Below are 25,797 nucleotides of genomic sequence, written 5' to 3' on the forward strand. Positions count from 1 at the left end.
GGGTGAGGCTCCGACTGCGGGCGACGCCGGTCGGCGACGCCATCCTGGTCCACCCGAAGGGCCGGCTCGACGAGCGGGCGGCCGATTTCGCGGGCGGGCTGGCCCACGATCCGCAGCACACCCTCGTCGTCGTGGACCTGCCGGCCGGCGTCCTCGCCGACGAGTGGGCGGCGGTGGCCAAGCTGCTGTCGCCTTCCCGCTACGGCAGCCTGCGGCTGGTCTTCGGCCGGGACAAGGGCGAGGACGTGCGCACGGCCGCGGGGCTGATCGCCAACCGGCTCGGCCGCCTGGTCCTCGCCCCGGACGGCGCGCTCGTCCCGACCGCCGCGGGTGGCCTGTTCGTGCCCGGCGACGACGGGGCCGCCTGGCTGCGGTTCCGGCCGGGCCGGGCCGCCGAGCCCGACGCGCAGCGGTTCCCCAAACCAGACTGGGAGTTCGCCGTTCCGGCCCGCCCCGGGGCGGCCGGCGCCCGTACGACCGTCCAACCGGTCCCGTGCGGGGTGTGGTTGCGGCACACCGACGAGGGGCCGCTCCTCGGCCGCGGCCGGCGTGCCGTCGAGGCCGTGCCCACGGACCCCGGCCACCTCCTGGTCGTCCTCGGCAGCCCCGGCGCCCCGCCGCTGCCCGTCGCCGACGTGGCCCGCTACTGGGACACCGTGCTGCCGGGCGCCCGGTCCGCGGTGCGGTTCGTCGTGCACGGCACGCTCGACACCCCGGGGGCCATCGCCCCCGGCCAGGGCCTCGCGGACGCCTTGGGCGACGGCGTCGTCCTGTACGCCGGCCTCCCGTCGGGCGCGCGGCCCCTGCCGGACGGCGAGCACGGCGCCTCCGCCTACGCCCCGACCCGGAGCGGCGGGGCGCGACCTGCCGCCGCCTCCGCGACGCCCGACAGTCATAGGGCCGTCGACACGACGGCGCCGGCGCCGGCGGGCGCGGAACACCGGCCCGGCGGTCACGAGGCGTCGGGCGCGACATTCACGGCACGTACCGAGACACCGCACGGCGCGGACTCCCCCTATGGCGCGGCGACGCCGTCCGCCGGAACACCCCCGTCCGGCCGGAACGAACCGTCGGGCGCGACCGCCGCCGTACGCACCTCTTCACCGCACGGCGCGGAAACCGGGGTGGGCGCGGCCATGCCGTCAGGCGCGGACGGGGCGCCCGGGGGGTGGCCTGGGGAGGACGTCACGCTGCCGTCCGGCGCCTCGGCGGACGGAGGGGTACTCGGCTCCGTCTCGGCGGCTGCCGCGAGTGTGCCGCCCCTCTCGGAGGCCGCCGACGCAGGTTGCGGTGCCGTTCCGGCGGCCCGGGAGGCGGACGGTGCCCTGCCGACGGCCGTACGTCCCGCTGCCCGATCGGCTCTGCCGCGTATCCGGACGGAGTCCGTGGACTCGGCGCTCCCGGGCGGAGCGCCCGCGGACCCCGCCCCGTCCGGCCCCGGCACGATGGCTCCCACACCGGCCGCGTCGGTCACGGGCGATCCGTCTGCCGGCGTCTCTCCGCACGTAGCCGACGGGCTCGCCGGAAGCGGCGCGGTCTCCGCGTCGGCACCCGTACCGCCGCAGCCCTCCCGGTACCACCCGGCTCCGGTACAGGCGTCCGCGTCCGGGCCGGCGCCCGGTACGGGTCCCGTACCGCCGCAGCCCTCCGGGCACGAGCAGGGGCCCGACGCGGGGATCGCGCCTGGGACCGGGCCCCGCACCGGCTCGGTTCACCCGCAGGACCCCGAGCCCGCTCTCGGGGCGGGGGCGCCCGCCGTGGCCTCGGCGCGGCTCGTGCGGCCCGCCGCGCCCCGGTTCCGGCTGGAGTCGAGCGCGCCCGCGCCGGAGCCCGACGCGGTGCCGGCGGGCCCGGCCGCACCGGTCGCGGGGCCCGGGCCGGCCGTGGCGGCGCCGCCGGCCGCCGCGCCCGGTGAGGCTGCGGGGGTCCGGGTGCAGCCCGTGCCCAGGACGGTCGCGTGCGCGCTGCCGCCCGAGCGGGGCATCGCCCAGGAACGGGACTGGGTGCGCCGGACGTTCAGCGAGCAGTACAACGCGATGGCCGGTTCCGTGTCGCGGGTGATGTCGGAGTCGCCGGGGCTGCGCGGCGGCTCCCGAGCGGAGGCGGCCGACGCCCTGACCGAACTGGTCGCCGTGCGCCTGTACTTGTCGGGCGACAGCCGCACCGCCGACGCCGCGGTACGCACCGCGACCGCCGGACCGCACGTGCCGCTGGCGCGCTGTGTGACGGCCGGACTGCGCCGGCTGCCCTCCTACCGGGGACCCGCCCTGCTGCGCACCAGGCTCACCGACGCGGAACGCTCCTGGTACCGGGAGGGGAGGCTGGCCGTCGAATGGGCGTTCTGCCACGCCCGAACGTCGCTGCACGCCGGACCCCGCGGCAGCGGCGCCACCGACGTCCTGATCTGGTCGATGACCGCCCGCCGGACCAGTTCGCTCGACCCGGCCGTCCCCGACCGGGTGCTGTTCCTGCCGGGTACCGCCTTCAAGGTCCTGCGCACGGACGACGACACCGTCCTGATGCGCGAGGTGTCGCCGTCGGAGATCGGCCAGGACGGCAGGGTCGGCGCCCAGCGGGCGCAGTTCGACGAGATGGCCCTCAAGGGGCTGGAGAACATCCTGGACGCCCTGGCGAAGGCCGGCACCGACGCAGGGGTGCGGAGCGCCGACCCGCCCGGACTGATCGCCACCACCCGTACGAGCCGTACTGAAGGAGCCAAGCCGTGAGCAGGCAAGTCCTGTTGGTGTCCCCCGACCGTCCGGGAGCCCACCGAACGATTGCCCGCGCGCTGGCCGAGGCCGTCGAGGGGGCGCTGGTCACGGTGGCTCCCGGGCGATACGAGGAGTCGCTGGAGATCACCCGCGCCGTGACGCTGGCCGCCGAGGGCGACGCCGGCACCGTGCGGGTGCACGCACCGACCGGGAGCACCGTCGTGGTGGACGCGGAGGCGGTCCGGCTCTCCGGGCTCGTCCTGTCCGGCGCCGACCCGGAGGCCCCCGTCCTCGACCTGCGGCGCGGGCAGACGGCGCTGGACGGATGCCTGGTCGAGGGCGCGGCCTGGACGGCGGTGCTGGCGTGGAACGAGGGCACCCTGGCGGCCCGCGGCTGCCGGGTGGCGAACCCGAGCGGCGCGGGTGTCGTGGTCACGTCGCGCGGCGGCAACGTACTGGAGGACACCGAGGTCACCGAGGTCGGGTCGTCGGCGGTGGTGGTCGCCGAACAGGGCGCCCTGGACGTACGGGACTGCCGGCTGATCCGCCCCCGCGGCAACGGCATCTGCGTCAACGGCAGTGCGGTGGCGACCGTCGCGGACACCCTGATCACCGGCAGCGGCAAGCCCGCCGTCGCCGTCGAGCAGCAGGCCCGGGCCGTGCTGCGACGCGTCACGGTGACCGGCAGCACCGTGCTGGACGCCTACCTCACGAGCCGCGGCGAGACCACGCTCACCGACTGCGCCTTCTCCGGCTCGGCCGGGCAGTCGGTGCACATCGCCGACGGCGCCGCGCCCCGCCTGCGCGGCTGCACGGTGTCCGGTGCGGCGCGCAGCGGAATCCAGGTGGCGGGGGGCGCCCGCCCGCACCTGGAGGACTGTGAGATCACCGGCACCCCGGTCGGGCTCCATGTCACCGGCGCCGCAACCACCGTGTCGGGCACGGGGCTTGTCGTTCGGGACGCCCTCACCGGCGCCGTACAGGCCGTCGACTCCGGCTGCGTCGAACTGGAGCGGCTCACCGTCACCGGTACGTCCGGCGCCGGCGTTCTGGCCCAGGGCGGCTCCCGCCTGACCCTGCGGGACGGCTCGATCACCCTGGGGGGCGGCGGGCAGGGGCTCGCGCTGGCCGGGGAGTCGAGCGCGTTCCTGGCCGGCTGCGCGCTGCGCGGATGCGGGGCGACGGTCGGGAAGGGTGCCGAACTGACGGCACAGGAGAGCGAGTTCATCGATTCGGACACGGACGCGATCCGGGTGCTCGCCGGCGGCACGCTCACCGCCGTCGGATGCCGCATGACGGGCGCCCGCGGCCACGGCGTCAACGCGCACGCCAATGCCCGGACGGACCTGAGCAACTGCGCGTTCTCGGACAACACCCTCGACGGCCGGGCCCACACGAGCGGTGACGGCCGTACGGCCGCCGGCGACGCGGTCGGCGGCCCGTTCGCCGCGGCCTCCTCCCCCCGGGGCGGCGAGACTCCCCACTCCGGGACGGGACCGCTTGCGGAGCTGGAGGCGCTGGTCGGCCTGGAGAGCGTGAAGGACGAGGTCACGGGGCTGATCAACCTCAACAAGATGACGAAGCGGCGCACGGAGATGGGCCTGCCCATGCCGCCGATGAGCCGCCACCTGGTCTTCGCCGGCCCGCCCGGCACCGGCAAGACCACCGTGGCCCGACTGTACGGGGCGGTCCTCGCGGAACTCGGCATCCTCAGCCAGGGCCACATCGTCGAGGTGGCCCGCGCCGACCTGGTCGCACAGATCATCGGCGGCACCGCCATCAAGACGACCGAGGTGTTCAACCGGGCCCTGGGCGGGGTGCTCTTCATCGACGAGGCCTACACCCTGACCAACCAGTCACGGGGCACCGGCCCGGACTTCGGCCAGGAAGCGGTCGAGACGCTGATGAAGATGATGGAGGACCACCGCGACGAGATCGTGGTGATCGCGGCGGGCTACTCCGAACACATGGACCGCTTCCTGGCCTCGAACCCCGGCATGGCCTCGCGTTTCGCCCGCACGGTCGAGTTCCCCAACTACGCCCCGGAGGAACTGGTCACCATCGTCCGGGGGTTGTGTGCGAAGCACTGCTACGAACTGGCCGACGACGCCCTGGCGGCGCTGTCCCGCTACTTCGTGGACGTACCCAAGGGCCCGACCTTCGGCAACGGGCGCGTCGCCCGTCAGGTCTTCGAGACGATGATCAGCACCCAGGCGTCCCGGCTCGCCACGCAGGCACCCGGGCACGACAGCGAACTGAGCCGCCTGACCGCCGCCGATGTCGCCCCGGCACCGGGAGTTCCCGCTCCGCCGCCCCCCGCAGGGCGGTTGCCTGCCGGCGCTCCCCCGGCCGCGCCGCCCGCCCCGGCAGCACGGACCGCACCTGCCCAGGTCCCGGCCTCCGCCCCCGCCGCCCGCCGGCTGGCCGCCCTCACCGGCCTGGGCGCGGTGGCCGACGCACTGGGCTCCCGCGTCGACACCCTCGTCGAGCTCGGTCAGGGCACCGCCGGGCTGGCGGACATCGTCCTGGAGGGCTCGCCCGGCAGCGGACGCCGGGCCCTGGCCGCGGCCTACGGCAGGGCCCTGGCCGAGTCCGGCGTCGTACCGTCGGGTGCGCTCGACCACGTACCACTGTCCGCCGTTCCGGCGCGCTGGCCGTCCCAACCGCGCGCCTACCTCGGGCACGTGTTCCGGCAGGCCGCCGGGGGTGTGCTGGTGGCCGAGGCGGACGCCGCCTTCGAGAGCCGCCCGGCTGCCGAACGGGACGCCGTCATCGACGCGTTGGCCGCCGAGGCCGCGGCCCGCGACCCGTACGGCGCGGTCCTGGTGCTGTCCGGGAGCGGGGCGCGCCTGCGGGAGCTGCTGCGCGACCGCACCGACCTCGCCGGCGTCTTCGCCGAGTACCTGCGGCTGCCCGCCTGGACCGGAGCAGGCCTCGCGGAACTGACGCGGCGCCGGCTGACCGTACTGGGCTTCGAGGTGCCCGACGCCGTGACGGCGGCGCTGGCCGGGCAGGACCCGGGCCACGGTGCCCACGGCGCGCACCGGTTGGCGGACCGCGTCGCGGGCCGCGCCCGGGCCCGCGAGCTGGCTCTCGCGGACCTCGTCGACGACCTCCCGCCGATGGGGGCGACGCCGCCGGAGGCCACGCCCCCGGCGATGCTGCCGGAGGCCACGCCGGCGGCCACCTGACGGGCCGAAGGGGCAGAGATGGGCGGTCGGTCGGGCAGCGTGCCCGGGGGCCGGTCACCGGCCCTCTCCGGCCCCGGTCATCATCACGGAACAACGACCGCGCGACGAGAGGAACAACCATGGCAGGCGAACCGACATCGGTGAGCATCGCGGGCATGCGGTCCGCGGCGGGCAGCTTCCAGTCCGCACTCGAAGACGCCAACAGCACCTACACCCAGATGCAGGGCCAGATCGACGCCCTGCGGGGCAGCTGGTCCGGTGACGCGTCCAGCACCTTCCAGGGCGCCATGGACACCTGGCTCCAGGACTTCGCCTCGGTACGGCAGCAGCTCAGCCTGATGCTGGAGAAGCTCCAGGCCAACACGGGCAGCTACAAGACCACCCACCAGGCCACCACGGACGCGGCCAACCAGCTCCACAAGAGCATGGTCACGCCGCTTCCGGGCTTCTAGGCCGACGGCCTCCCCGACCCGCCAGACCCCAGGAGCGCAGGATGACGACCTATACCGTCAAGATGGACCAGATCGAGTACGTCGTCGGTGAGATGGCCGCGATCAGCAAGAAGCTCCAGGCCGCCCTGAGCGACCTGGACGACAGCGCCAAGATCCACCTCAGTGAGTGGACGAGCGACGCGCGCAGCACCTACGACGTGGCGAAGGCCAAGTGGGACGCGGCCGCCACCGACATGGTCACGCAGGCCCAGAACGCCACGCACTCGCTCGGCCACATCAACGCGGCGTACTACGCCGGCGAGCGGCACGGTGTGAGCCTCTGGGAGCAGTGACGTGGCGATCACGGACGACACCGCCGACCGGGGCAACAGTGACCCGAACATCAACAACAACGACTACGGCGACGGCAACAGCGGCTCCACCACCGGCTCCGGCGACCCGCACGCCTACAACGGCGGCACCAACGTCCTCCACGCGCCGGGGATCCTCAGCGACCTGCACCCCTTCGTGCCCCCGCCGGTGCCCGGCGGCAACGGCTCGAACGGGACGTCGGTCAGCACGCCGTCGATGGAACTGTTCGCCACCAACATCGACCTGCTGATCCAGCCGGTACGCACCGTCGCCACCGCTCTCGCCGACTCCTCCGTCGCCCCGGGCGCGTTCTACCACGCCAACGTCATGCGGACGAAGGTCAACGGTCCGAACGCCGACGCGGGGCTCAAGAAGAACTACGGCGACGCCCTGTCGGCCCTGGTCCGCGGCCTCACGGACCTGCGGGACGGGGTGCGGCTGCTGAGCCGGAACTACGGGACGACGGAGGAGGCCAACACCATGACGGCCAACGACCTCGCGGACGCCCTCGGCAACACCGGCGCCGACTTCAACACGATGATGACCGCCAACGGCGGCACCGGGACGACCGGCGCCGGCACCCCGCCGCCGACCGCCCCGGCCTGAGCCGGGCGGGATCCGACGGAACGCGGCCCGGCTCCGGGAACCGGGAACGCCGGCCGCGACCCCGGAGACCCACGCAGCGGCGTGGGCGTGGGCGAAGTGCACACAGGAGAGCGACAGTGGCGGACTACAACAGCGGTGGTTTCCACCAGGGCGACGACGGGACGATCTTCGGCAATCCCGACGGCTCGTCCACCGGCAGCCTGGCCGACTACGACAACTGGGACTGGAAGCAGATCATGGCGGCCATCACCGGCATGTCCGCCGGCGTCGGTTCCGCCGCCAACGAGTCCCACGCGCGCGCCGTCGCCGACCCCCAGTCACTCCTGGACACCGCCAACGCGTTCTACCACGTGCAGCGGACCCTCGAAGGGGTCACGAAGAGCCTGGTCGACCAGGCCAAGGCGCTCGCGGGCGAGAACGGGCCGTGGAGCGGCGCCGCGGCCGACTCCTTCCTGGAGATGATGACCGGCTTCTCCCGGCAGGTGAAGGCCAACGCGGACGTCCTGTCGGGCGGTTCGACGGGCGATCACTCGGTCCCCCACCAACTGGCGAACAACGCGATCACCCTGCGGAGCGCACAGAACAAGCTCGCGCAGATCGACACCTGGTACGCGGACCAGGCGATCGCGATGGGTGTCACGCCCATGTCCAACGGCCTGATCCCGATCAGCCAGAAGCCCGAACTCGTCCAGATGATGAACGAGGACATGCGCAGCGTGCTCAAGAGCCTGGCGCACGCCTACCAGGTCACCACCGACGCGATCATCAATCCGGTGCCGGTGCGTTCCCCGGCCGAGCACCCCGAGGGCCCCGGCACCGGGGACGGCGACCCCGGGCCGGGTCCCGAACTGGGCGGGCCGGACGGCGGCATCGGGGGCACCGGGAGCCTCGCGGACCTGTCCGGCATGCCCGACACCGGCCTCGACACGGGGTCCGGCTCGGGCGCCGGGCTCGGCGGTGTGGGCGAGCTCGACGGCCTGGACCCGTCCGGTTTCCCGGGCGATCCGTCCGCGCTGGACGGCTCCGGGCTCGGCGGCGCCGGACTCGGCGACCTGGGCCTGGACGGCACCGGGTTGGACGGCGGGGGCACGGGCGGCGCGGGCTTCGGCGACCTCGGTCTGGACGGCCTCGACCCTTCCGCCCTCGACCATGCGCTCAACCCCCTCTCCTTTCCGGGACTCGGCGGTCTGGGCGGACTCGGCGGCCTCGGCACCGGCCGTCCGACGTCCTCCGGCCTCGGGGGCTTGGGCGGCCTGTCCTCGGCCGACCCCGCCGCCTTCGGGGACACCGGGCTCGGCGACGGCCTCGGCAGTGGGCTCACGGACGGGCTCACCGGCGGACTGGGCGGCGGACTGACCGAGGGCCTGGCCGGCGGTCCCACCGACGGATCGGGCATGCCGTCGCAGATGCCGACGTCGTCGGGGATGCCGTACATGCCGGGCATGGGCGGCACCGGCGCCGGCGGTGCAGGTCAGGGGGCGGAGCCCACGGACGCCTCGGGGTTGCTCGACGCGAGCGCCGAACCGTGGGAGGGCGACGCTGCCACCGGGGGCGACGACGTGGGCTCGGAATGGGGCGCGACGGCCGGCGGGGAGGGCTTGGGCACGGGCGGAATGCCGTACCTGCCGGGCATGGGTGGCACGGGCGCCGCGAGCGGCGGCCGCGACGGGGTCGGCGAACGTTCGGACGCGTCGGGGCTGCTCGACGCGAGCGCCGAGCCCTGGGAGGCCGAAGTGGCGGACGGCGACGGCGAGGCCGGCGCGCCGGAGGGCGCCCTGCCCGGCGTGCCGTACCTGCCCGGCTTCGGCGCGCCCGCCGCGGGCGCGCGCACCACCTCCGCCACCCGCGGTAGCGGCGGGGAGGACACGCGTACCGGGGCCTCCGCGGCCGGGACCGCGCAGGCCGCCGCCTCCCCGACGGGCGGTACGGCTCAGGGCGGTGCACCGCAGGCCGGAACCGCTGGGGGTGGCTCAACGCCCGCCTTGGCTGCACATGCCACCGCCGCGGAGCCGGAGACGGCCGTCGCCCCTGTCGCGGTGGGGTCCGACGGGCTGCCGCTGTCCGGCGACGGCGGGGGCGCCGTCGTCCTGCGACCCGTCGCCGACGGCGCCGAGGAGGACTTCACCGCCTGGGAGGCCGGGGCGGGCGCCGGCGCCTTCGTCCCGCTGCTGTGGTCGCTTCCCGAGGAGCGGGAGACGCGGACGGCCCCGGAGGAGAGCGGGCCTGGTGTGGCGGGCGAGCCGCGGAGCACCTGGCAGCCCGAACGCTCCGCTCCCGGGGACTCACCGGCGGCGGGCAGCGGCGTTCCGCGCGTGTCCGGCTGCGGAGACGGCGGGCCCGAGGAGGAGGCCGTGGATCCCGACGCCGAGACGGCGCAGGAACAGGAGACGGACGGGGATGCGGCCGAGCGGACCGGCCGCGTGATCGCGGATCTGCTGGTCCAGGAAGAGAGCACGTGGGGCGCCGTTCCCGGCGGGCCCACCTCCGCGTACTGAGAGTCCACGCCGCCCGTCCGAGGGCGGCCCGCGCCCGCCGGCACCGCCCCGAGAAAGGATGAGTTCACATGTCCAGCCCGTACGACCAGCAGATCGAGGATCTGCTGGAGCAGTACCGCCGACAGCGCGCGGAAGCCGTGGAGACCCGGCAACGCATCAACGGGACCACGTCGACCGCGACCGCCCCGCGCCAGGCAGTGAAGATCACCGTCGGCGCCCAGGGCGAGGTCACCGCGATCGAGTTCCCCACCGGCGCCTACCGCCGGATGGCGCCCAAGGAGCTGGCCGACGTCCTGCTCACGACCATCCGCCAGGCCAGGTCCGAGGCCCTGGAGGGCGTCGCCGCGGTGCTCGCGGAAGGGCTGCCGCCCGGCGTGACCGTGCCCGACCTGCTCCAGGGGCGGGTCGATCCGGGCACCGTCCTGCCCGAGGACCCGGCGATGCCGGACTCCGTACGCGAATACGTCGACCACGGCTTCCAGGGGGATCCCCATGAGTGACGGCACGTTCTCCGTCGACACCGACCGGTTGGACCAGGCCGCGCCACAGGTCCAGGAACTGGCCGGACGGATCAGGTCCGTCGCCACCAAGCTGGAGGGCAGGCTGTCCGCCCTCGGCGCGTGCTGGGGCGACGACGAGAGCGGCCGGCAGTTCCTGGAACAGTACGCCGAGCCGAAACGGCAGCTGGGCCACGGCATCACCGGCGCCGCCGAGGTGCTGCACAGCACCGTCGACGGCATCCGCACCATGGCCAAGGGCTTCCAGCGGACCGAGGAGGCCAACGTCGAGGCGCTCCGCGCGCTCACTCCCACGGACCCGGTCACGGTGGGCGACGTGTCACCGCACCGCTCCCGCCGCTAGGCCGTCGCTTTCGGATCTTTCGGATCTTTCCGGGGCCCTGCACCGGCACCGGCACTGACCACCCCCCTTACCGAGGAACACGGCACCACATGAGCGTCGACATGCCCCCCGAGCTCGCCTGGGTCGCCCGGCTGGCGGTCGGTCAGTCGTGGCCCAAGGGCAACGAGGACGGCCTGCACGCCCTCGGCCAGGCGTGGCACGAGGCGGCGCAGGAGCTCAAGGGGATCAGCGAGCAGGTCGGCGCTTCCGGAAACGGGGTCCTGGAGAGCGTGGGAGGACAGGTCGCGGACGAGTTCCGCAGCTTCGTCACGCAACTGGAGTCCAGCATCCCGGAGATGGCGCAGTCCGCCGGCCAACTGGGGAAGCTCGGCCGGCACACCGCCGTCCAGGTGGAGTACTCCAAGTACATGATCCTCGGCCAGCTCGTCCTGCTGGCCGCCCAGATCGCGCAGTGGGCCTTCTTCGCACCCGAGGTCATCCCGCTCGCCGTCACCGGGGCCCGCATCGCGGTGAAGATGATCCTGCGCCGGCTGCTCATCTCGGTCGCCACCGGTGTCGCGATGAACGTCGGTCTCGACGTCGCCGTCCAGACCATCCAGTTCCTCAAGGGCGACCGCACCGAGTGGAGCACGGACAACACCGTCTCCGCCGTCGTCTCGGGCGCCATCGGCGGGGCGGTGGGCGGTGTCTTCTTCGGCGCGGGCGGCGTACTGGCGCCGAAGTTCGCGCACGCGCTGCTCGGCAAGGTGGTCCTGGGCGCGGCCACCGGCGTGGCAACCGCCGGAATCATGTACGGCATCTACAAGAGCGGCGAGGAGGAGTTCGGGTCGTCCATCTCCGCGGGCGCCCTGGGAGCCCTGGGCGGCGGCGGCCGACGGCGCTTCGGCGGCAAGGGAACCACGATCGAGGTCGACCCGGTGCACCTGAACGTGCCGGACGCCCTGCGCTTCGACCTCCCCGGGCTGCCGACGGCCGAGAAGGCGGCCCTGTCCGACCCGCCGCCGTCTCCGGGCCGGGTCGCACCGGAGCCGGGACGGGGCGGCGGAGCCGATCCGGTGAACGGGGCCGGCACGGGAACGGGAACGGGAACGGGAGCGGACGGGGCCGGCTTCCGCGCGCCGCGCACCGAGAGCGCCCCGGCCGTCCACGGCGCGACGGGCGACACGCGCGCCCCGGCCGCGGCTCCCGGCGACGGCGGCCTGCCCGGCTTCGCGACCGTGCTCGGCCCGGCCCAGGGCCCGACTGCCTCGGCACCGGGCCACGCCGCCGCGCCGGCCCTCTCCGGCGCCGCTCCGTCCGGTACGGCCGCATCCGGTACGGCCTGGTCAGGCGCCCACGGCCCGGGCTCCGCCCGCACGGCGGCCACTGCCCCGGTCGTCCGTACCAGCACGGGTACGGGTGTCGGCCCCACGGCCGCCGAGGTGACCCGCCCCGCGACCGCGGGCGCTCCCGGCGCCGCCACCCCCGCGGCGCCGCCCGGTGGACCGGCCGCAGGAGCCGCGGGTGCCGCCGGAACCGGCGGGCTAAACGCCGCGGCGGGACCGGGGTCGGACCCGTCCCGCTCCGTCCGTACGGAGACGAGCCCCACCCCGTCGGCCGGCGCGGGACAGCACGCGGGACCGCAGGCGTCGGCGGCGGCCGGCGCACCGCACGCCGGGCCGGAAGCGTCGGTGGACACCGCCTCCCGAACCGGACCGCAGGCACCGGCAGCCACCGGCCCGCACCCCGTGCCGGAACGACCCGGCGCCCCGGTCACCGCCACCACCGCGGACACCGCGGACACCACGGCCGCGCACACGGCCACCGGCAGGGCCACCGGTACGGTCGGCGCCGCGGAGAGCGCCGCCACCCGCGACCCGGGGTCGGCCCCGCCGCCCGGGCACGTTCCCGGCGGGCCGACGCCCGCCCCCCGCATGGCGCTCGATCGCACCCCGCGGTTCGTCGTCCGGTCCTCCTTCGAGGCCCGCCGGTTCACGTACCAGGGCGAGTCCGTCACCGACCTCACCGTCAGGGTCGCGTTCCGGGCCGGCGGCGGCCACGACACCGAGGCCGTCTGGAGCCGGATGTCCGATGGTGTCCGGGAGTTCCTCAACGGGCCGGAGTACCGTCTCCCGGGCGGCGACCGGCTGCACGTCACCGTGCTGCGCGCCCGCCCCGGCGACGAACCGCACCTGACCGTCGACCTCGTCGGCCGCGACCGGGGCATGGACCAGCGGTCGTGGTGGCCTGATGCCGACCCCGTCGACTACGCGCACGAACTGGCCCATCAGATCGGTTTGCGCGACGAGTACCGCGACCCGAGCGCTCCGCACCGTCCCGCCGTCGAGGGCAGCCTGCAAGGCGACTACCGCTCCCCCGCGCCAGAGGGCCTACGGCAGGCGGGCCTGCGGGACCGTCATCTGCGGCTGATCGCCGCCCTCGTCGGGGACCTCGACCAGCAGACCGGCGCACCGCGCCGCGAGGATCCCGCAGCCGCGGCCCTCCTGTACGACGCGGAGTGGGCACGGGCCTGGCGGGGCGCCGCGGCCAACGACCGGAGCCACGTGTGGGTGGACCCGGTCTCCAATCCCCTGCGCCACGGCCAGGACGGAAACCCCGCCCGCGACGAGGTCTCGACGGACGACCGCGGCGAGAACCGGAGCGATCAGCGGACGGAGTCACCGTCGGTGGCTCCACGCATGTTCGGGCCGCCGGTGTACTCGCCCGACAACTCGCTGATCATGCAGCCCGGTTACGCGTCCGGCGATCAGTTCGGCATCCTGGCCTCGCTGCTCCACGACCCGAACCGGCACGTCCTCATCGCCCGCGGACCGGACAGCGGCCTGCCCGGGCACGACCCGGTCCGTGACAAGTCCCGGGCCATCGAGGCCTTCTACCTGGAGAGCGGCATCCCCGCCGATCGGGTGCATCACGTCGACGTGCCGAACCTGGAGAAGGGCAACGTCTGGCCCGCCCTCAACGACGAGGCCACCCGCATCGCGCAGCAGCAGTGGGGGATCAACAAGCACTTCCACGAGATGTTCCAGGTCAAGGAGTTGTGGGGGGTCACCGACGGCACCGATCACGTCGGCCGGGTGTTCTCCGAGGAGTTGCGGGGCCGGGTCCGCGAGGCCTGGCACCTGGGCGAGGACCGCGATGCCGAGGTCAACGCGTGGCTGGCCGGGCGGGGGGTGCGGATCCCGCCGGGCGAGGGCCGCGTTCTGGTGCTGTGGTCCCGGTTCTCCGGCAAGGCCACGCAGTGGTCGGACCTCCGGGGCCGGATGGAGCACGACACCAGCTTCCAGGGTGTCCGCCAGCTCCTGCGGAACCTGGCCGGCGACTACAAGGCGGTGATCATCACCGGCGACGCGCACCCGGACGCGGGCAAGGGCGGCAAGTGGGACGCCCTGGTGCGGGAGATGCGCACCGAGCTGGGCACCGACACCATCCACCAGGTCACCGGCTTCTGGCGGGGCACCGACCCCGGGCTGGCCGCCTGGGGCGGCGACACCCGCACCGGACAATTCCGGCTGTACGACAGCCTCGCCCGTCAGCACGGCGTGCAGCACCTGGGGTTCCGTTCCGGGAACCTGGAGGCCGTCGCGCTCATCGGCCACGACGTGCACTACCTGGAGGAGTCGGGGGCGACGGGCTCCCATCGCATGGAGGCGTGGCACGACGCCGACGGCACCGGCACCACCCGCAAGGGCGGCCTCGCGCCGGGGTACGAGCGCGTCGTCATCGCGGAGCCGCCCACCGCCTCGGGCAGGTACGGCAAGCAGTTCGACACGGGCGGCCCCCTGGAGGGGACGTACCAGCCGGCCGATCCGGGTTCCTGGTGGCGCAAACCGGTCCACGCGTACGGCAACGAGCGCGGCTTCGGCCACGCCGACGTGCAGTCGATCCGGGAGGAGCTGGGGCTCACCGGCCGGTTCCAGGACCGCGACGCCTTCGACGCCGACCGCGTCCGCCACATCCAGCGCAGGTACGGGGCGGTGCGCGCCGTCGTACGGCAGTACGGGCACCTGGTCGAGTACGACGTCGAGCAGTACCTGGCGCAGGCCGAGGCCTTCTTCCACACGCCCCTGGAGCGCTATCCGCACGGCCCGAGCCAGATGTACGCGGACTTCGTCGAGCACGTCCTCCCGAACTTCCCCGCGGTCTGGGAGGTGCACCGCCAGATCCAGACCCGGATCCAGATGCAGGCCTGGGAGGCGTACAACCGGCAGCAGGCCGGACAGGGCAACGGCGGCGAGGTCACACCGCGCGCCCCGCAGTCGGACACCACCGGCAGTCCGTCGGGCACCACCGGGACACCGTCGGGCAGTTCGGGCAGTACCGGCAGCTCCGGCGCGGGTGCCTCGGCCGGGGTCACCCCCGCCGAGGCGCGGGCGCGCTACGGCATGCCCGAGGGCAACTTCCGAAAGTTCCAGGAGGTCGCGACGAGGAATAGGCTCAGGATCGACGTCCGGCCCACGAACCCGACCGCTCCCGCCTGGCTCGACCAGGGCAAGCTCCCGAAACCGAAGGACATCAAGGCCAAGTCGATCAACGACCTGGACACCCGTCTGGGGGCCAAGGCCGAACACCGAGGGCTGATCGGGTACTTCCGGCCGGTCATGCCGGAGCGCGGGGACACCGACGCCGCCACTTGGAGCCGAATCGAGGCGCGGTTCGACCAGCGGACGGAGGAGTTCGACACGCTGGCGCCGGTCATGGAGGCCCTGGCGGCCGAGGGCCGGTTCAAGGTCGAGGACGGGCTGGTGTACGGCCGGGACCAGGAGGGGGGCTGGCGCGAGATCACCGGCGACCACGACGTGTTCGACATCAGCACCCCGGGCAGCACCCGGCTCAAGGGCAGCCCGTATGACCGTGTGGTCGGCGAGATGATGGCGAACGACATGGCCGTCATGCACGGCGCCCACATGGACTGGGAGCCGTCGTCGCCCTTCAGCAAGGGCATCTTCAGCAAGATCGTGGAGTCGCACCAGGAGGGCGGCGAGCCGCTGCTCCGCTTCCTCCCCGGTGTGAACGACGCCGAACTCGTCCACGCCCGGCCCGTGCTCCGGCCGCCGTCCACGGCGGAAACGCCCGCCACCCCATCGGAGTCGGCGCCCGCGCCGTCCATGGCCGCCGCGCCGGAACGGGCTGTGCGCGGCGGCGTCCGCGCTCCCGCGGCCGCACCCCACAGCCGCGTCGCCGATCTCCGCGGTGACGAGGTGGCGCCCCAGGCGCCGCGGACGGCTCCACAGGAGCCGGCGGCGACCTCGGGGCGCACCGGCCGGCCCGCTCCCCCCGCCGGCCCGCCACTCACCCGCGCCGTGGCGTTCGGGGCGGAGGACTCGACCGGGCTCGGCCCCGCGGAGGTCGGCCGCCTCGACGCACTGGCCGCCGCCGTGGCGCGCGGCACGGTCCGGCACGCCGAGGCGGGGCTGCCGCTGCCGGAGGTGACGATCGCCGGCCACGGCACCGCGTCCGTGGCGGGACGGCCGCACTTCGGCCGGGCCGTCCAAGTCGGCGCCGAGCGTGCGGAGGGCGTCCGCGAGGTCTTCGTCCGGCGCCTCGACGCGCACCTGCGTGACCTCGGGTCCCCGCTGACGGCCTCCGCCCTGTCGATCGCGCGCGAGTCCCGCGGCTCGGACCTGCCGCACGGCACGGACCCCGCCCACGACACTCCGGAAGCCCGGCGCCTGGCGGTCGTCACCGTCACGCACATGCCGACCGAACGGCCCCCCGTACGCGACGACCTGCCCCAAGGCGCGCTCGCCGGGCGGCACTTGCCGGACGGACCGGCGCCGGCCCTGGTCGAGCGGCCGCGGGCCCTGGACCGACAGGGCGGCGCACCCGACGGGCAGTCGGCGGCGCCGGATGGACACCGGCACGCACCCGACGGGCGGCCGCCCGTCCGGGACGTCCGGGCGCCGGTCGCGGACGAGCCGGCGCCGCCGGTGCGGGAGGGACGCCCGCCCGTCCGCCCCGAACAGTGGCTGGACCGCCGCGAGCGGGCGGGCTGGGCGGTGCTGCGGACCGAGCGGTTCGACCCGGCGCGGGACCCGGCGGCCGCCCGGCCGGCTCCGGGGGCGCTGGCCGGGCGGGACGTCGTGGTCCGGATGGCGGTGGCCCGCATCCAGGCCGACGACGGGCGCTGGGTCCGCAACGTGTCCCTGCAGCTGCCGGTGCGCTTCGGCGCGGGATTCGGCGCCGGCGACCTGGGTGCGTACCGCGGCCGGCTCCAGGCACTGCTGGACAGCCACATCAACGACGGGCGCACGCTGCCCGGCTCCGGCGACCAGCTGCACATCGACGTGGAGGTGGAGCACCGGCCGGACCATCCGGAGGCGATCGAGATCAGCCGCAGTGATCAACCGGTGCGGGAATGGGATCAGTTCACCTTTCCGCTGGGTACCCGTGAGGGGCTCGCGGACGACGCCCGGGCGCTCCACGAACTGCTGCACTACGCGGGCCTGCCGGACCGGTACCACGACGCCTCGACGCTGTTCCGCCGCCTGGAGCGGCAGGCCGACCGGCGCGGGGTGATGGCCGGCGCCGACACGTTCGAGGTGCCCGACGCGTACGTCCGGGCCATTGCCGCGGTCACCGACTCCGGTCCGGTCCTGCGCGATCTGCCGCGCACCGGGGCGGGGGCACCGGGCCTGAGCCGCGACGCCGCCCGCGCGGCGCTGCTCGCGCCGGACCCGGAGCAGGTTCCCCTGCCGCGCGCCCCGGCCGCCGCGCCGTTCGCGGGCCGTGACCGCGCCTCCGTCGAGGACCTGGTCCGGCGGGTGCTGCACGACGACACCCGGATGGACCACGGCCGCAACTGGGCGGGCCCCGGGCGGCCCCCGCTCGACGTCGGCCGGTACGCCGTCGTCCGGGACGGCGGGGAGGGCCGTACGCAGAGCGCGCCGTGGACCGATCCGTACGTCGTGATGGCCCGCGCCGGCGGGGACCACGTCACCTTGCGGACACCTCTGGGTTCCGTCCGGCTGACCGAGGCCGAGGACTTCGCCGCCTTGGTGGCGAACGACCCGCACCGGCCTCCGGGCGCCGACATCGTGCTGGCCGTGCGCGGGCTTCCGGAGGGTTCCCTCGGTCTGCCGCAGGCTGTCCGGAGCGCGACGGGGAGCCGTGTCTGGACCCCGGTGGACGCGACCCTGCGGCTGGTGACCGTCCGCGGGCACCGCACGACGGAGCGGATGGAGCTGTCCGGCTCCGACCCGAGGTGGGAGGCGACCACCACGGCGCAGGCGGCGGACCCCTTCGCCCACCTGAGGGCCGCACGGCTGGTCACGGACGCGTACACGACCGCGGCCCCGGGCGGCTCGGTGCTGTTCCAACGGCTGCCGCTCACCATGTTGGAGGCCTTCCACGCCGTCGACCCGGCCGATCCCGACAGCCCCGCCCTGGTGCTGCCCGTCCAGCGGTTCGACGAGGTGCTCGTCCGGGACCGGCCCGGGATCGAGGTGTCGCAGGACCGCACGCTCGCCATCGATTCCGGCGGCCTGAGCCGGCACGCGTACGCCACGCAGCAGGCCGTCGACGACGCCAACGTGCGGCTGGCCGCGGCCGGGAGCAAGGTGCGGCTGGCCGCGGACCCCGCGGTCTCCCTCACCCTGCGGCGCGGGGACGGGCTGCCCCATCCCCCGCTGCTGCGGATCGCCCCGCGGTTCCTGACCCGGTCGGGACGCTCGGACGAGGAGGCCTGCCGTGACTTCGCTCAGATGGTGTCCGGTGAGGTCCGAGCCTCGCACGTGGTGTTCCGGGCGCCCGGGGACCGTGTCGCGACCGGCCGGATCAGTGCCCTGGACACGGCGGAGGTCACCGGCACGCACCACCTCGCCGAGTCCCTCACCCGCGTTGCCGGAGGCCTGGTGGCCCCGGCCGCCACCGGTCCGGCCTGGGCCGCCGCGCAGATCGGGCGGGACGACCGGGGCGTCGGCGGCCAGGGCGGTGCGCCGCTGCCCGGCCGGGAGTACGGCGGCGCGCTGAGCTACGAGTACGCCGACAGTCCGGAGCGGGACGCCCTGACGGAGGCGGCGCGGCGGATCGGGATCAACGAGGCCGCCTGGGCCGGGGTGGGCGAGGGCTACCTCGTCCAGTCCGTCAACGCGGCGAACGCCGAGGGGCTTGCGTCCCTCGACGTCAACTACGCCAAGCCCGGCGGCGGGAACGGCTCGCACTACGGCTACCACTTCGCGTCCGTGGTGCTGGCCAGTGAGGACGGCCGGTCGCAGCTCACCCTGGAGAACCACGCCCGGGTCGGCCGGACGCGCGCCGAGACGACCGACGCCGTCGAGGCCAACCTGCGGCAGTCCGCCGGTGAACTTCGTTCGGTGGAGGCCTCGTTGGCACGGCGTCTGCGGCAGGCCGAAGACGCGGGCGCGACTGCGGCGGACACCGCCGCGCTGAGGGCGAGGGCCCGGTTGGCGGAGGTGCTGGTCGCGGCGAAGGAGGCCCGGGACCGGCGCGCGCCCGCGCAGGACCAGGAGCGTACGCTCCGGCAGGCCGCGACCGTCCTGCTGAAGACCGCCCCCATGGTCGAGGGCAGGGAGCAGTGGTACTTCCGTGCCTACAGCCGGCGCCCGGGCGAGAGCATGCACGAAACGCATGCGGCACTGCTGTCCGATCACGACTCGGCGGAGGCCAATCCGCTCACCTTGGTGGTGCTCCACGGGCATGGCGAGCCGCTGCATCGGTTCATCGCGTTCGACGAGTCGGGCGCCATGGCCGACGGAGGCCGGTTCAAGCTCGACCAACTGGCCGAGCACCTGGTCCGGGTCGGTCTGTGGAACCGTGATCACGGCCTGCCGCTGCCGTCGGTCCGGCTGACCGGCCACGGCGACGGCCGGGTGCCGCATCGGGACCTGGAGCTCACCGCCGCCATGGCCGACGGCATCCGCACGGACCTGCGCGCCCGCATCGCGGACCTGCTGCGGCAGCGCGGATCCGTCGTGGACGCAAGCGACTTCACCTTCTCCGTGGCATCCGGCCTACACCGCGAGGACGGGACGACCCGCGGCCGGGAGGTCACCTTCGACATCGACCACTGGCGGTCCGGCGACGACTCGGAGGCCGACCGGTGACGAAGGCGGGGGCGACGGCGCCTGCGGCCTTCGAAAGCCACCGCGGAGCGTTCCCGGGCCTCGTTCCGGACCGCGCGCGAAACTCGATTCACCCGCCACCCGTAGGCGCCCTAACGTGGCCCCCATGCTCCAGATACCGTCGCGGGTCGAACTGCACCCGCTCACCCTCTCCGACCAGGACGAGTTCTGTACCCTCGTCCGGGCCAGCTCCGAACTGCACCTGCCGTGGATGCGACTGCCGACGAACGCGCAGGAGTTCATGGGCTGGATGCGCCGTTTCGACGACGGCACCAACCAGGGCTTCCTGGTCCGCGTGCGAGACACCGGAGCAGCCGCCGGCACGGTCAACATCAACTCGATCGTCCGGGGGCGCTACCAGGGCGCGTCCCTCGGCTATGCGGCCTTCGCCCCGTCGGCAGGGCAGGGGTACATGACCGAAGGGGTCGCCGCCACGATGCGGTACGCGTTCACCGATCTGCGGCTCCACCGGCTGGAGGCCGGCATCCAGCCGGCGAACAAGGCATCTCTGGCCGTGGTCCAACGGCTTGGCTTCCAGTACGAGGGGCTGGCGCCCGCCTACCTCTACATCGACGGCGCCTGGCGGGACCACGAACGCTGGTCCATCACCGCACCGAACCCCTGGACACCCGATCCGTCCCTTCCAGAGGTCTGAGAGGAAACGAGGACGAGGCCGGTCCACAGGACCCAACGCCCGCACCTCCCGCCACCGGGTGTGCGGCGTTCGGGGACATGAGCGTGGCCGCTTGACCGGTCGGGCCTCGGCCCGCAGAGTCGGGATGCGGCGCCGTTGAGAGCGCTGCCCGATCCCGCTCATTGGCTCGCCCGTCCCGAGGCGGCCGATGCCCCGACCTTCCCGGAGTGACTGCGCTGATGGTTCTCGATCTGGTCGTGATCGGTACGGCCATCACGTTGGGACCTTTGCACAACAGCGCGTTCATCCTGCTGCTCTCCTCCCGACGTGGGGTTCGCAAGGGCCTGGCGTTCCTCTTGTCGTGGCTCGCCAATCTGGTTGTGGTGATCGCATGCGTGTTGCTGCTGACCGGTGGGGAGCCCCCGGCCCGCCACACCACCCCGTCGACCGCCGTTTCGTGTGCGAAACTCGCCATCGGCTTGGGGCTGGTGCTCTATGGCGCGAACCGGCGGCGCCGGCCACCCCGCCCGCATGGTCCGCCGCGCTGGACCGCCAAGGTGGACGACGCCTCACTGGCCACGGCCGCCGGGCTGGCCTGGTTGTTCCAGCCCTGGGCGCTGGTCGGGGCCGGTGCCGCGACGGTCGTCGCCGCGGACCTCTCCTCCCTCACGGACTGGCTCGTGCTGACGGGCTACTGCCTGCTGGCCACGCTCAGCCTCGTCGCCATGGAGATGTACAAGGTCTGGGCACCGGCGGCCGCGGAGGCCAGGCTGAACGGCCTGCGCACCTGGACCGAGCGGCACCAGGACCAGCTGATCGTCACGCTCTCCCTGCTCATCGGCCTGTGGCTGACGGCGCGGAGCGTCTACGAGTTGGTTGTCTGACGGCACCGCAGTCGGGTTCGCTGCGGACAGGACTGGACATGCGCCACCCTGTCGTAACAGAATCAGTTGCAACGGGATCGGCGTCGGTCGCGTCCAGGCAACGGGAGGTTCCATGAGCGCGAGCAGTCGCATGACCGTGGCCACGCACGCGTTGACCTGGATGGCGCTGGTCTGCTCCCAGCGAGCCGACGACATCGTGACGTCCGATCAGATCGCCGACAGCGTCAACACCAACCCCGTCGTCATCCGCCGCATCCTCGGCAGCCTGCGTGGCGCGGGCCTGGTCGTCTCGCAGCGCGGCCAGGGTGCGGGCTGGAGGCTGGCCCGCACCCCGGAGTCGATCACGCTGAGGGACGTCTACCTGGCCGTTGAGCCCGATCCGCTCATCGCGTTGCACGCCGCGACTCCCAACCAGAAGTGCCCCGTCGGTCGCGGCCTCCCGCCTGTGCTGCGGGAGGCCTACAGCCGTGCGGAGGAGTCGATGAAGGTCGAACTGGCCGCGGTCACCGTCGCCGACGTCCTGAGGGAGACGGTTGCCTGAAGGCCGGACCCCGAACTCCCGTCCCACCGGCTGGTCCGCATGGACCGGCCTTTCTTCGGACCATTGTCGTAACCGTCCCTGTTACACCCAACGCTCTGGAGGTCCTTCCGTCGTGTACCGATCACTTGTCGTCCTCGCCGCCGCAATGTTCGCGATAGGAACCGACAGCTTCGTCATCGCCGGCATCCTGCCGGACTCCGCGGACTCCCTCGATGTCTCCGTCGGCACCGCCGGTTGGCTGCTCACCGCCTACGCCTTGACCTACGCCGTGCTAGGTCCGGTCATGGCCGCCCTCACCGGGCACATGACACCTGTGACACGGCATGTGACCCGGAGACCTGTCACGACCGCGCGCCCCGCGCCCCGCGCCCCGACCAGACTCGCGCTCAACACAGCGACCACGGTGGCGACATGGGCATCCTGACGTGAGGCCGGCTAGCCCCTGGCTTTGGCCTGGGCGGTGGCGACGTAGCGCACGGTGAACAGCATGGGAACGACAAATCCGGCGGCTTGGACGAGCGTCGCCGTCGTGGAGTGGCCCTGGTTGGCGTGGGCCAGGGCCGCGAGGGCGCCGGCCGTGACGGCGAAGGCCGCGGTCCACACGGCGGTGATGACCACGTTGACCCGCACGAAGGGCCTCAGGCTCCAGACTTCGGGTGGGGTGGTGCGCTTGGCGATGCCCAGAGTGAACGGCTTGCCGACGAGCAACGAGGCCCCGGCGATGAGGGCCAGGGTGGCCGAGGAGAGAGCCGCCGAGTAGGCATGCGCAGCCGAATGGGGGTCCGCGAAGGCGACTGCCGCCAGGATCGCGAAGAAGGCGGCCGAGCCGGTTTCCATGATCAGCGCGTCGGAACCGACCCCCGTCCGCCGCTGTTGGGCGATCACCGCCACCGCCACCAACAGACCGGCGAGCGCCCCCCACTGCCACTGGGCGGTCGGGACCACCGCGAAGACGATCCATGGGAGGAAGGTGCGTACGTACGACATCGAAGTCCCCCGAGCTGTTCATATTCCTATTCTGACATGTCAAAGCTAGAAGCTCCACTCTCGACATGTCAAGAGTGGAAGGTAAAGTGGCGGCATGAGCCTTCGACACGCCCTCCTCGGACTCCTGTCAGAGCGCCCCGCCAGCGGCTACGACCTGCTGAAGCGCTTCGAGACCTCTTTGGCCAACGTCTGGCCCGCCACACAGAGCCAGATGTACACAGAGCTGTCCAAGCTCGCTGAGAACGGACTGATCAGCGTCTCGGCCCAAGGACCGCGCGGCCGAAAGGAGTACACCCTCACCGACGACGGCCTGGCGGAGCTGCGCCACTGGCTGACGGAGACCAAGCCGCAACGCAACAGCCGAAGCGACATCCTGTTGAGGGTCTTCTTCCTCAACGTGATCACCCCCGACCAGGCGCGGAGTTACCTCACCGACCTCATGGAGCTGTCGGAGCAGGAGCACGAGGCCTTGCGCCGACTGGTCGACTCCATCGACTGGGGCGACGACCCACTGTCGGTGAACGGCAAGATCGCCCTGGAGTACGGCCTCCGCTTCAACGCCATGCGCCGCGAGTGGGCCGCGTGGGCGGTCGACCAGATCCGCCAGAATGAGGGTGCAACCCCGCAGGATTCCGCTGAGGAGGCACGGGCTTGACATCACGTCAGCGAAGGTCCGGCATGTCGGCAGCGACGTACAAAGTAGGCGTAGGTCAGGGCCAGCACCATGGGGCCCCAGAGCGCCCCCAAGCCGATGCAGACCTTCGCCAACAGCTCCCACCAGCCGTTGGAGTACCCGAGGGCGTGAAACCCCGGGACATGAAACCAGGCGAGCAGGAAACTTCCCGACACTGCGGTCACGATCAGGCCGCCGATGGTGGCGGGGATGATCGCCGCGAGGGGTGGGATGTGTTTCCCGCCGATGAGCGGGAGCCATGCCGGCGCGATCTCACCCCATCGCCGCACGAGCCCGAGGGAGAGGAGCGCCAATGCCTCTGACAGCACGCTGATTCCGAAGACGTAGGGGACGGCCCAGTACCACGGCGGCATCGCCGGAGCATTCGGTTCGATCATCCCCATGGTGAAGTTGAAGGCGAACGGCAGCCGCCACAGACACTGGGGCAGCAGGACCAAGGGGATCGCATGGGCCGTGAAAACCGCCCATCTCGCGGCAGGCGGCTCGGTGTCGTGTGAACTCACACTCCGGCGGGCTGTGTTGATTGCAGTCACAAACCCCAGGTTCTTATGGCCTCGCAGGCTTGACGTCACCCCCGAGAGCGATGCTCCTCCCCCAGGAGAGTGAGCCCCCTCCATCCCAGGCGACCGAGCTTCCCAGCCTCAGGGCCACACCAGCCCTGATGTCGTTCACAGTCCGTTGAGGACGCTCGGCCCGGTCCGGCCTCCAGCAGGTCAGAAGGCAGCCGCGGCCGTCGCGGGAGAGTCCACCCACGCCGTGGTGGCGTGCCCTGTGATGGTGAGGCCGTAGCGGTCGACGCCAGGTCGGCCGAGCCGCTCCCACCCCGCCTGTGCTGCGGTGATCTCGTCCCACAGGCGTCGGGGTCCTGCCTGGGTGACCGTGAAGGCGGCCGAGGTGCGGCCGTCGTGGTCGACCGTCGCCCAGGAGCCGGTGGTGTCGGCGACCTGGAGGCGGGTGGGGGCGTGTTCACCGCTGGTGTCCCAGGCGAAGGAGGTGTGGGGAACCGTGAGGCCGATGTGGAACTCGGTGTCGAGGTCGCCGCCCGCGACGGTCCACGGCGACAACGTCGTGGACGATCGCGCGGCTCCGCCGACGCCGCTCTCGTGCGCGGTCGGTTCCGGCGTCGGGCCGGGCCGGGCCGTATCGGGGCGTGCCATCCGCATGAAGGAGGCGAAGGAGTGGAACCTGCCTCCGCGCGGCCGTGCCGGTGAGCTGTCAGGGCGAGGGTGCCGTACGTGCACCATGCCGAGGTCCACGGGGTCACGATCCGGCCGCCGGGCCGGACCTGGGTGAGCCAGGCGGGCGGGATGTGGTCGACGGAGAACGTGGCGAGGACGACGTCGTAGGGGTCGCCCGGCAGCCGGCAGTCGGCGGCATCGCCCCTCACGACCGTCGGCGCGAACCCGGTCGCCTTCAGGTTCTCCTGCGCCTCGGCGGCGAGCACGGGGTCGAGCTCGACGGTGGTCACCCGCCCGTCGCCCACGAGCACGCACAGCAGGCCGGCGTTGTAGCCGGTGCCGGCGCCCAACTCCAGCACACGGGTGCCGGCAGTCCTCTGGCCTGCGGGACGTTCAGGGAGGCCGGCCAGGAGCAGCATGCGCGCGACCATCGAGGGCATCGACGCCGACGAGGACGGCAGCCCGTCCGTGAATCGCGTGACGAGCGGTTCGTCCGAATAGGCCGCGGTCGTCCACCGGTCGGGCTCGGTGGCACGGTCGACGGGCTCGTAACCGCCGGATCCGTCCCTCAGCCACATCCGATCGGGCAGGAACCGCTGCCGGTCCACGCGGTGAAACGCCTCCCGCAGACGGGCGGGCAGGGGTGCGTCCAGCTGTTGGGCGATCGCGGCGAGCAGACCGTCGACCAGCACGTCGACGGCGGGGGCCTCCCGGCCCGGGGTGGTGGCCACAGAGCTACTTCTTCTTGTCGGGGTCGGTGGGCGGCGGAGGGGGCGGCGGCACCGGCCGGTTCGGCTGATGCCCGTCGTCACCGACCGGCGACCGGTGCTTGCCCTTCACGATCCCTGCCACAGCAACCTCCCCGCGGTCTCGAAACCCCAACGGTAGAACCGGAAGAGCGGACACGGCAGGGCGCATACCCGGCGCGTGGAAGGCGTCACCACGCCGAAGCCAACACCCCCACACACGCGGTCAGCGTGTTGAACCGTGCGCGGTGAGGTCCTCGGCCAATGGCCCGGCCACAGGAGCCGTTCAGTGAAGCCACGCCGGGGGAACAGGGGGTTCGGCGGCTGTTCCCGTCTGGCTGAACAACGCGATGACGCGTTGCCGCGCGCGCTTCGGCACGTCAGAG

Annotated in this window: 17 protein-coding genes and 1 pseudogene; 14 read left to right on the forward strand and 4 right to left on the reverse strand. The window is 73.4% G+C overall.

Annotated features, from left to right (window positions below; translation table 11 throughout):
- The first annotated feature begins 2 nt into the window (after positions 1–2).
- The 13 genes from OTB19_RS25465 to OTB19_RS25525 all read left to right on the forward strand — a co-directional run bounded on the left by OTB19_RS25465 (position 3) and on the right by OTB19_RS25525 (position 22,230).
- Complete coding sequence (locus OTB19_RS25465) at positions 3–2,726, forward strand: hypothetical protein (protein WP_267800738.1); 2,724 nt, start codon at positions 3–5, stop codon at positions 2,724–2,726.
- Positions 2,723–5,902, forward strand: a complete 3,180-nt coding sequence (locus OTB19_RS25470) for a right-handed parallel beta-helix repeat-containing protein (protein ID WP_267800740.1) — start codon at positions 2,723–2,725, stop codon at positions 5,900–5,902. The genes OTB19_RS25465 and OTB19_RS25470 overlap by 4 nt, the downstream gene beginning before the upstream one ends.
- A 119-nt stretch (positions 5,903–6,021) precedes the next feature.
- Complete coding sequence (locus tag OTB19_RS25475; RefSeq protein WP_267800742.1) at positions 6,022–6,354, forward strand: WXG100 family type VII secretion target; 333 nt, start codon at positions 6,022–6,024, stop codon at positions 6,352–6,354.
- 41 nt (positions 6,355–6,395) lie between these two features.
- Positions 6,396–6,686: a WXG100 family type VII secretion target gene (locus OTB19_RS25480; protein WP_267800744.1), complete on the forward strand. Its 291-nt coding sequence runs from the start codon at positions 6,396–6,398 to the stop codon at positions 6,684–6,686.
- A 1-nt stretch (position 6,687) separates the two neighbouring features.
- Positions 6,688–7,311, forward strand: a complete 624-nt coding sequence (locus OTB19_RS25485) for a hypothetical protein (RefSeq protein ID WP_267800745.1) — start codon at positions 6,688–6,690, stop codon at positions 7,309–7,311.
- Between the two features lie 116 nt (positions 7,312–7,427).
- Positions 7,428–9,806, forward strand: a complete 2,379-nt coding sequence (locus tag OTB19_RS25490) for a hypothetical protein (protein ID WP_267800746.1) — start codon at positions 7,428–7,430, stop codon at positions 9,804–9,806.
- Between the two features lie 68 nt (positions 9,807–9,874).
- A complete protein-coding gene (locus OTB19_RS25495; RefSeq protein ID WP_267800748.1) occupies positions 9,875–10,306 on the forward strand; it encodes a YbaB/EbfC family nucleoid-associated protein in 432 nt (143 codons plus the stop codon).
- The gene (locus tag OTB19_RS25500) at positions 10,299–10,667 is read left to right on the forward strand and encodes a WXG100 family type VII secretion target (protein WP_267800750.1); all 369 of its coding nucleotides are present in this window, start codon (positions 10,299–10,301) and stop codon (positions 10,665–10,667) included. Before OTB19_RS25495 ends, OTB19_RS25500 begins: the two co-directional genes overlap by 8 nt.
- Before the next feature lie 89 nt (positions 10,668–10,756).
- Positions 10,757–19,729 (forward strand): hypothetical protein, encoded by an 8,973-nt coding sequence (locus OTB19_RS25505; RefSeq protein WP_267800752.1) that lies wholly within the window; start codon positions 10,757–10,759, stop codon positions 19,727–19,729.
- A gap of 124 nt (positions 19,730–19,853) precedes the next feature.
- Positions 19,854–20,402, forward strand: a complete 549-nt coding sequence (locus OTB19_RS25510) for a GNAT family N-acetyltransferase (RefSeq protein WP_267800755.1) — start codon at positions 19,854–19,856, stop codon at positions 20,400–20,402.
- 218 nt (positions 20,403–20,620) lie between these two features.
- Positions 20,621–21,265: a GAP family protein gene (locus OTB19_RS25515; RefSeq protein ID WP_267800788.1), complete on the forward strand. Its 645-nt coding sequence runs from the start codon at positions 20,621–20,623 to the stop codon at positions 21,263–21,265.
- 112 nt (positions 21,266–21,377) lie between these two features.
- Positions 21,378–21,806 carry an Rrf2 family transcriptional regulator gene (locus OTB19_RS25520; RefSeq protein ID WP_267800756.1) on the forward strand — a complete coding sequence of 143 codons (429 nt, stop codon included), beginning with the start codon at positions 21,378–21,380 and terminating at the stop codon, positions 21,804–21,806.
- A 112-nt stretch (positions 21,807–21,918) separates the two neighbouring features.
- Positions 21,919–22,230 (forward strand): MFS transporter, encoded by a 312-nt coding sequence (locus tag OTB19_RS25525; protein ID WP_267800757.1) that lies wholly within the window; start codon positions 21,919–21,921, stop codon positions 22,228–22,230.
- A gap of 11 nt (positions 22,231–22,241) precedes the next feature.
- Here OTB19_RS25525 and OTB19_RS25530 read toward each other — a convergent pair whose 3' ends face one another.
- Positions 22,242–22,793: a hypothetical protein gene (locus OTB19_RS25530; protein ID WP_267800758.1), complete on the reverse strand. Its 552-nt coding sequence runs from the start codon at positions 22,791–22,793 to the stop codon at positions 22,242–22,244.
- Between the two features lie 94 nt (positions 22,794–22,887).
- Here OTB19_RS25530 and OTB19_RS25535 point away from each other — a divergent pair, with 94 nt between their 5' ends.
- Positions 22,888–23,448, forward strand: coding sequence for a PadR family transcriptional regulator (locus OTB19_RS25535; protein WP_267800759.1), 561 nt, complete (start codon positions 22,888–22,890; stop codon positions 23,446–23,448).
- A 2-nt stretch (positions 23,449–23,450) separates the two neighbouring features.
- Here the strand turns inward: OTB19_RS25535 and OTB19_RS25540 are convergent, their stop codons facing one another.
- The 3 genes and pseudogenes from OTB19_RS25540 to OTB19_RS43695 form a co-directional block, all read right to left on the reverse strand.
- Complete coding sequence (locus tag OTB19_RS25540; RefSeq protein ID WP_267800760.1) at positions 23,451–24,020, reverse strand: hypothetical protein; 570 nt, start codon at positions 24,018–24,020, stop codon at positions 23,451–23,453.
- Between the two features lie 180 nt (positions 24,021–24,200).
- The gene (locus OTB19_RS25545) at positions 24,201–24,644 is read right to left on the reverse strand and encodes a hypothetical protein (RefSeq protein ID WP_267800762.1); all 444 of its coding nucleotides are present in this window, start codon (positions 24,642–24,644) and stop codon (positions 24,201–24,203) included.
- Between the two features lie 158 nt (positions 24,645–24,802).
- A pseudogene (locus OTB19_RS43695) lies at positions 24,803–25,243 on the reverse strand (protein-L-isoaspartate O-methyltransferase family protein); the annotation flags it as partial.
- Between the last annotated feature and the right edge of the window lie 554 nt (positions 25,244–25,797).

Source organism: Streptomyces sp. H27-H5, assembly GCF_026627505.1.
GTDB lineage: Bacteria > Actinomycetota > Actinomycetes > Streptomycetales > Streptomycetaceae > Streptomyces.

Excerpts from the sequence above, each read along its gene's own strand:
- OTB19_RS25475 (WP_267800742.1), top strand. The coding sequence starts at position 6,022 with ATGGCAGGCGAACCGACATCGGTGAGCATCGCGGGCATGCGGTCCGCG.
- OTB19_RS25480 (WP_267800744.1), top strand. The coding sequence starts at position 6,396 with ATGACGACCTATACCGTCAAGATGGACCAGATCGAGTACGTCGTCGGT.
- OTB19_RS25495 (WP_267800748.1), top strand. The coding sequence starts at position 9,875 with ATGTCCAGCCCGTACGACCAGCAGATCGAGGATCTGCTGGAGCAGTAC.
- OTB19_RS25500 (WP_267800750.1), top strand. The coding sequence starts at position 10,299 with ATGAGTGACGGCACGTTCTCCGTCGACACCGACCGGTTGGACCAGGCC.
- OTB19_RS25505 (WP_267800752.1), top strand. The coding sequence starts at position 10,757 with ATGAGCGTCGACATGCCCCCCGAGCTCGCCTGGGTCGCCCGGCTGGCG.
- OTB19_RS25510 (WP_267800755.1), top strand. The coding sequence starts at position 19,854 with ATGCTCCAGATACCGTCGCGGGTCGAACTGCACCCGCTCACCCTCTCC.
- OTB19_RS25515 (WP_267800788.1), top strand. The coding sequence starts at position 20,621 with ATGGTTCTCGATCTGGTCGTGATCGGTACGGCCATCACGTTGGGACCT.
- OTB19_RS25520 (WP_267800756.1), top strand. The coding sequence starts at position 21,378 with ATGAGCGCGAGCAGTCGCATGACCGTGGCCACGCACGCGTTGACCTGG.
- OTB19_RS25530 (WP_267800758.1), bottom strand. The coding sequence starts at position 22,793 with ATGTCGTACGTACGCACCTTCCTCCCATGGATCGTCTTCGCGGTGGTC.
- OTB19_RS25535 (WP_267800759.1), top strand. The coding sequence starts at position 22,888 with ATGAGCCTTCGACACGCCCTCCTCGGACTCCTGTCAGAGCGCCCCGCC.
- OTB19_RS25545 (WP_267800762.1), bottom strand. The coding sequence starts at position 24,644 with ATGGCACGCCCCGATACGGCCCGGCCCGGCCCGACGCCGGAACCGACC.